Source organism: Falsigemmobacter intermedius (assembly GCF_004054105.1).
Classification (GTDB): domain Bacteria; phylum Pseudomonadota; class Alphaproteobacteria; order Rhodobacterales; family Rhodobacteraceae; genus Wagnerdoeblera; species Wagnerdoeblera intermedia.
On record NZ_SBLC01000065.1, the window covers coordinates 2,151 to 8,615 of the forward strand.

The following is a 6,465-nucleotide window of genomic DNA, read 5'->3' on the forward strand; positions in this document are numbered from 1 at the left end:
TATAGCTCTGGTCGATCTCAGCCAAGGCACAACTAGTCAGATTGTAGACCCTGACGAAATGAAAACGGCCGCCCTAAAGGACGGCCGAGAGCGTAAGATCCTGCATTTCAGCCAGTAGAACCGGGCTCCTGTTCACTTCTGCTTATCGATCCACTGCTTCACGATAGCCCGCAGTAGCCTGCTGGAGGTCGTATTGCTGCTGTCGGCAGTATCTTGGATGACTTTCCACTCATCTTCACTCAAACGCAGCGAGCAAACCCGAAGGCGCTCTTGCTGGTTATGGGCTCCTGCACGCTTTGAAGCGGGTTTCTTCTTATCGAGCGCAGGCTCATCCCGCGTGGGTGCTTCTTCCCTCACCTGACCTTTTGGGGAGAGCACTGTAGCAACAAGAGCATCGCTCTGGTGCTCCTCGACGCGCTTGGCGAGTTCCGAAAGGTCTGTGGTAGCCTTTTGTGCAGTACCCAGGGAAGCACGGAAATCAACCATGCCGGTCGGCTTCAACATTTTGCTCATGACTTATCCTGCTCCTGATTACCGTTATGCAGTCGCTTCTTCCGCGTTTTGGCTTTCCTCAGTCCCGAGGCTGTTCAGGTAGAAAGTCAGTGGCTTGGAAGGATCGTAATTCACAGTGTCAAAGGCCATAACCGCCTTAAGTGTCTGGGCCGCCTCTAGCATAGCTTTCACTACGCCTTTGCCCCCGTCTTCCTCCATCTCGAACAGGTATGCACCATAGTCGAGCTGCTGCTGGTAGACGCCATAGCGCGTCAATTTGGCATTGTAGACGCTATGTCCTGACTCCAACATTTGTTGAAACAGAACCTTCGAGAAGCGCGCAGTCATGTTCATGACCGGCTCTGTCCGGTTAATGAACAATCCCTGCATGCCGGGGATGTTCAGTTCGTTCCTCAGGGTGGTCAGTCTGTTCAGTGAGTCATTAGCCTCTGCGAACTCAACGACTGACAGGTTTGTCGGAACCATCACTACGTTCGACAGGCACACTGTCCGCAAGGTTTTCGCGTCAAAGAAACCCGGAATGTCGATCAGGATAATGTCGAAGGTCTTTGCCCTCTCAACCAACATTCCGCTATCGAAATCAGTAACTTTGTAGCTCTCAAACACGATCCCATAGTCAGGGCGCCCCATCGTATTTCTAAGCAACGAAAACTTCGTAAGAGATGCCTGCACGCCATCGAGGTCCAGGGCTAAAACCTTCAGGGGGCTTTCAGGATTTGCCGCGTTGTACTGAGCCAGGGCGCTAAGAAGAGTGACAACAGAGGTCGTCTTAGCTGCGCCGCCTTTGGTAGTGTAAGCTGAAATGATCATACCTTGACCTGCCCTATGATCTATTTGTGGATCCCCTGATGCTCGGCTTGGTTAGGAGAGAGCGCCTGTATCTCAGGGTTTGATTTTTCATACAGCGATAAAGGCAGCATGTAAACGATGTTTACGACGTAAACGAAGTTTACAAAGTTTACACGGTATACAAAGTCTACAACGTATACAAAGTCAACATAGTTTACATCGAGAGCAACACCGGAAACGTAAACGATGTATACGACGTATACGATGTAGACAAGGTTTACAACGTATACACGGTAAACAAAGTTTACGATGTTTACAGTATCAGCACTGTTTGCACCGTTTACACTGTTTACTTCGTTTACAGTGTTTACTTTGTTTACATTGCTTACATAGTTTACGATGTTTACAAAGTTTACGTTGTTTACAGAGTTTACGTTGTTTACAGGGTTTACGTTGTTTACACCCCGCACATAATGTTCGCTCATCGCAGAGCCAGATACTCCGGGAACCGCCAGCATATAGGACAGAAAGCAATTCTGGATCTGCTGCTGACGGCCGACAACCATCAGCCCGATAGTTCACGACAAGACGAGCGACAGGATGCGCCTGCCCCTAAGCGGGCCCAGAAGGCCCTCAGGAGCCGACCTTCACCTTTCAGCTACCCTGATACCAAAAAACCTTAATATGCCCCTCAGCGGGCCTCTCCGTCACTTCTAGAGCTATCTGGGATTCCCTCCAACATCCAATCGATCCGAAGCTGCGTACCAGCCGGTAGCTTGCCACTCGCAAAAGCCGTGTGGAATGTGCTTCAAAACGGATCTCCCAAATCCACTCCACCAAGCAAGAATTCCCGCGCTTTTTCACACACTTGCTACGCCAATTATCGGGTTTTCGACACGTCCATTACGCCATCTTCATCTAGGGACATTCTTGTTGTGCATTACGCCATTACGCGCGCGACCCTTTTCCGTCGCAGGAAATGTCTTCTGCCTATCCCTCTTTCTTCCATCTGTGCCGACTTCTCAGATGTAGACGAAAGACACCTGTGTGTGTATCTCTGTAATAGCCGTGGAATTTGGTCGGAAAAATTGGGAGTAAAGCGGGAAAAACTGCACTACCCTCGCTAGGGAAACTGCTTCTCACCCGCGAATGAGGAAGAAGGGGTAACTCCTTATCATGATTATGAAAACGCAAAGGTTGATTGCCCAAAGTATCATCGAAAACAGGGAGACTTTGGAGCATGAGCTTCTGACTGAAGCTAAGATGCTCAGGGATCGCGCCAACGCGCTTATCGTTGTTGAGGATGCGGTAAACCGCAGGAAACCTCCTTGTGCTTTGGCGGTCAAAACTGACGGAAAGGCGATGGGGCCCAGGATCGTGTGGATCCGTTACACCTCGAAAAAATACAACGTGAAGAACATCGGGCCGGTCCGTTTCACGCAGGAAATCCCCGGTCGCGTCAGGGGAAAATATCGCAAATCCATCTTCAGCAAGTTTGATCCAGACCTTCAAGACAAGCTCTGGGAGATCGAGGGAGAGGCCGCAGAACTCCGTAAACGCATCAGCTTCTGGCGGGCCGTGCTGAAGGAGATGGAACAGGTTTTGGAGGAGACTGACCCCCAAGAGCATTTGGAGAGCGATTATGTTGCGTAATTTCCTGAGGCTGTTTCGGCAGGCTCCCACCCCTCAGGCCGCCACCCAAACAGGGAAGATCACAGTCATTGGCTCCCCAACCTCTGGGTCATCAGCAGAAGGATCCACCTCAGGATCGGCACGGACCTCGACGTTCGGACCCGAACTGGACCTCGATGACTTCCTTTCCAGCAGCAAAGATTTGTATGTTCCTCCTGATGTGGTCCACCACAACCGCGAGGGGTTAGCCCCACTTAGCGCCGCGCAACTCATTCAAGCCAACCGCGCCTTGATCGATCAGGCTCTGCAATCTTTCAGCCACAAGCATCTGGTGCCTGACTTCGACAAACAGTTGATGCACCTGATCCGCCGTGTCGCACATTGGATGGGGCCTTTTCCCGCATCGCGTGGCCACCACCACCCTAACCGTGGCGGTTTATTCACCCACTCAATCGGCGTCGCAGTCACCTCGCTTCACATGAGCGTAGCCAAGAACGTCACGGTACACAGCACACCCAGGGACCGAGACGCGGATAATCTTGCATGGCAGTTGATCTGCTTCGTCGGTGGGCTTCTGCATGACATTGGCAAGCTGAACACGACCGGGAAGATCTATCCCCACAGTGTCTCAAACAAGACAGGAGCGGATGGACAATTCATGTCATCTGCCGCCCCGGTTTACGCGCAGCCATGGGAGCCGATGGTTGAAGGCTTTGAGGCCTGGGTCGAAGCCAATTCCATTCTCTCCTACTACATCGACTTTGACATGCAGGAGATGATGCCCCACCGGGATTTCACCGCCCGCTACATCATGGCTTTGGTGCCTCGCCCCTTATTGGCGTTCATCTACAACTCGAATGATCTGGTGCGTACACAGTTCGAGGATTTCATTCGCAACCCCGAAAGTGCTGCCCAGACACCGATTTTCACAGTGGTCCGTGACGCCGACCATATGAATGTTGCTCTTTCTATCGACCCCCGACGCCGCCCCGGATCGGCGGAAATGAGCGCGCTGGTCATCCGCCGCTTCCACGAGTTTGCCTCGGAGGCTGGCTGGAACCTCCCCAACTCCCCCTTCATCTATGCCCATGTTGAACACGATACGGAGCAGGGCATCCGCTACTATGGGGTGCCGTTCTTCGTGGCGAGTGAAAGCTCCATCCAAGACTTCATTGCTTACCTGACCAGCAAACCCCTCATGGGCGTGAGCTTTGGGCCCCACATCCGTGAAATCGTCTTCAACACCTTGGAAGCCTCCTATGTCATGAACCGGACGCTGGAGATGCTGCTTCCCGAACAGATTAAGGTCGATGAGCTTCAGGACTATGTGCCTGCGTCCAAGGGGACCGTGCGTTTCCGTGCGCGGGATGTTGAGTCTATCCTCAAGCCGATCAACGGGCAGATTAAGGACGCACTGATTGAGCTGGCGGTAATCCCTATCGGCATCAAGCCTGCCGCCTCAGTCACCCTTCGAGCACCCACGCTGTCGTTCAGCGGCTCGCCGGCCTCTGCGTCTGCTGTCGCTATCCCGGTTGCGATCGACAACGGCAGGATCCTGCCAGCTGACCACGCTCTGCTGCACGACAACGCTTATATGCAGGACTTCAAGCCTCAAGACGTGCAGGAGGTTATGAAGAAGCATCAGGTGGCCGAAGAAGAGGCGCGACAGCTTCTCGCTATCCGCCCCAAGCTGGCATCAAAGGTCGAAGACGCCCCAGTCCTGTTAAATGACAAGCTTTCTAATGCGCTGGCTTTCACAGCCGGTCTCGCCACTGAGCTGAGCGAAGCGGTAAAAGAAACAGAGGATGAGGTTAAGGCCGAAGAAGCGCCTGCAAAACCTGCCCGCAAGAAACCGGCTGCCCAGGCCGAGTCTACCGCTGCCGTGAAAAAGGGGGCAGGGACCACCACTAAGGCAAAAGCCCCGGCTAAGTCCGCCGCCAAACCAAAGGTGAAGGCAGATCCTCAGGATAAGCCCGAGACGGCAGCCAAGCCGAAGGCCACCGCAAAGCCCAAGGCAGATCCTCCGGCTAAGCCCCCAGCAAAATCTGCCAGCAAAGCAAAGCCCAAGGCAAATCCTTCCGCTAAAGACACCCAGGAGGCGGGGCAGGGGGCCAGCGCCGAGGTGAAGCCTGAAGCAGGCAAGGAAGTGGTGGATAAAGCTCAGGCTTCGCCTAAACCGGGCAAGCCGGGGATTGCTGATGCGCCTGCGACCTTCCCTGAGCCTGAACTGTCCATGCCAGAGCTCGATGATGACGCCCCGTCGTGGCAGTTTGCTTATGTCGCGCTAACCACCCTCACACCTGAGGAGAGAAAGCGGATTTTCTGGGCCTTCTTCTGGCTGTACCTCAGGGACAATCCCACACAGACGGTTGCTGCCATTTCCAATGGTAAAGGGGGGTTCTCTCTGCGCGGCACCAGCATCCCCAAGGCATACCGGGACGGAGCTGTCGGCGCTCTCAAACAGGCAGGCCTCCATATAGGCCACCTCAGCAAGCACTGGCCGTCCAACGCGCTGCGCCTCGATCATGAAACGTTCAAGTCGAGCTTCACGGTCAGCAAACCAAACGAAGACGGGCTGACCACTGTTGATATGGGTGCGGATTGCTCGGCTGTGATCGAACAGCAGATCGCCGCTGAACCTCCCGGCGGGGGAACCTCTGCATGAAACAGACCTATGAAACCGACTATCGGCCCAATTATGAGCTGTACCTTGCGCTTTCGTGGGGCGGCTGTGGAATCTTGTGCGCGATCCTCATGCACTTGGTATCGGGCTTCAGCCTTAAAACCACGCTGATCATGACCTCAGTATTCTTTGTGGTCGCGCTCTATCAGGCCACATTCGCACGCATCCGGTTCAAAAGGCTCGTGAAGCTTGAGCGGCAGGAGCAAAACTTCCTGTCTCTGGACGAAATGCAGGAGAAACTGAGTGACGACAGCCTGTTCCTGGGCCACGGCTTTGAGTGGACCGCAACCCACGCGCAGCAGGTAAGCGACCTTTACCGAGATCCAGAACGGCTTGGGGAGATCAAGCAGCGCCGGAAAGGCGCTACCTTCCTCCATGGAGTGGGGGCGGCGAACGAGAAGCCTGTCTATCTGCTCGATAACGAGAGCAAAGGGCACGTCCACATCATCGGGACAACGGGTGCTGGTAAGACGCGCCTTTTTGATCTGATCGCAACGCAATCAATCATGCGGGGCGAGCCTTTGATCATTCTTGATCCCAAGGGCGACCGCGAGCTGAAGAATAATGCTGAAGCTACATATCGGCGTCTCGGCCGGGATCGAGACTTCACGTTCTTCCATCCAGCTTTTGTTGACGAAAGCGCTGCGATCAACCCTCTGGCATCCCGGCAACGGGGGTCCGAGCTTGCATCACGTCTGGCCGCGATCATCCCTTCAAGCGCGTCAGGCGACGTGTTTAAGCAGTTTTCCCAAAACGCCCTGATGGGGATCTTCTACGCTGTGGAGATCTCCGGCACCAATCCGACCATCATGGACGTACAACGCGCTCTGTCCGAGGGCTTTGCGCCC

Annotated in this window: 6 protein-coding genes; 3 read left to right on the forward strand and 3 right to left on the reverse strand. The window is 54.1% G+C overall.

What is annotated here, in order from left to right; translation table 11 throughout:
- Nucleotides 1-132 precede the first annotated feature (132 nt).
- The 3 genes from EP867_RS18255 to EP867_RS18265 are packed head-to-tail and all read right to left on the reverse strand — an operon-like array spanning nt 133 to nt 1,787.
- Nucleotides 133-513, reverse strand: a complete 381-nt coding sequence (locus EP867_RS18255; RefSeq protein ID WP_124964913.1) for a hypothetical protein — start codon at nt 511-513, stop codon at nt 133-135.
- Between the two features lie 24 nt (nt 514-537).
- On the reverse strand, nt 538-1,323 hold the full coding sequence (locus tag EP867_RS18260) for a ParA family protein (protein ID WP_124964912.1): 786 nt from the start codon (nt 1,321-1,323) through the stop codon (nt 538-540).
- A gap of 20 nt (nt 1,324-1,343) precedes the next feature.
- The gene (locus EP867_RS18265) at nt 1,344-1,787 is read right to left on the reverse strand and encodes a hypothetical protein (RefSeq protein WP_128490891.1); all 444 of its coding nucleotides are present in this window, start codon (nt 1,785-1,787) and stop codon (nt 1,344-1,346) included.
- 691 nt (nt 1,788-2,478) lie between these two features.
- Here EP867_RS18265 and mobI point away from each other — a divergent pair.
- The 3 genes from mobI to EP867_RS18280 form a co-directional block, all read left to right on the forward strand.
- Nucleotides 2,479-2,955, forward strand: a complete 477-nt coding sequence (mobI, locus tag EP867_RS18270; protein ID WP_128490892.1) for a conjugative transfer protein MobI(A/C) — start codon at nt 2,479-2,481, stop codon at nt 2,953-2,955.
- Nucleotides 2,945-5,599: a TraI domain-containing protein gene (locus EP867_RS18275; protein ID WP_128490893.1), complete on the forward strand. Its 2,655-nt coding sequence runs from the start codon at nt 2,945-2,947 to the stop codon at nt 5,597-5,599. The genes mobI and EP867_RS18275 overlap by 11 nt, the downstream gene beginning before the upstream one ends.
- The coding region (locus EP867_RS18280) for a helicase HerA domain-containing protein (protein ID WP_128490894.1) at nt 5,596-6,465 on the forward strand (870 nt) is incomplete at its 3' end. The genes EP867_RS18275 and EP867_RS18280, both read left to right, overlap by 4 nt.

Bases quoted from the DNA above. Each gene is read 5' to 3' on its own strand.
- EP867_RS18275 (WP_128490893.1), top strand. From the start codon at position 2,945: ATGTTGCGTAATTTCCTGAGGCTGTTTCGGCAGGCTCCCACCCCTCAG.
- EP867_RS18260 (WP_124964912.1), bottom strand. From the start codon at position 1,323: ATGATCATTTCAGCTTACACTACCAAAGGCGGCGCAGCTAAGACGACC.
- mobI (WP_128490892.1), top strand. From the start codon at position 2,479: ATGATTATGAAAACGCAAAGGTTGATTGCCCAAAGTATCATCGAAAAC.
- EP867_RS18265 (WP_128490891.1), bottom strand. From the start codon at position 1,787: ATGAGCGAACATTATGTGCGGGGTGTAAACAACGTAAACCCTGTAAAC.
- EP867_RS18255 (WP_124964913.1), bottom strand. From the start codon at position 513: ATGAGCAAAATGTTGAAGCCGACCGGCATGGTTGATTTCCGTGCTTCC.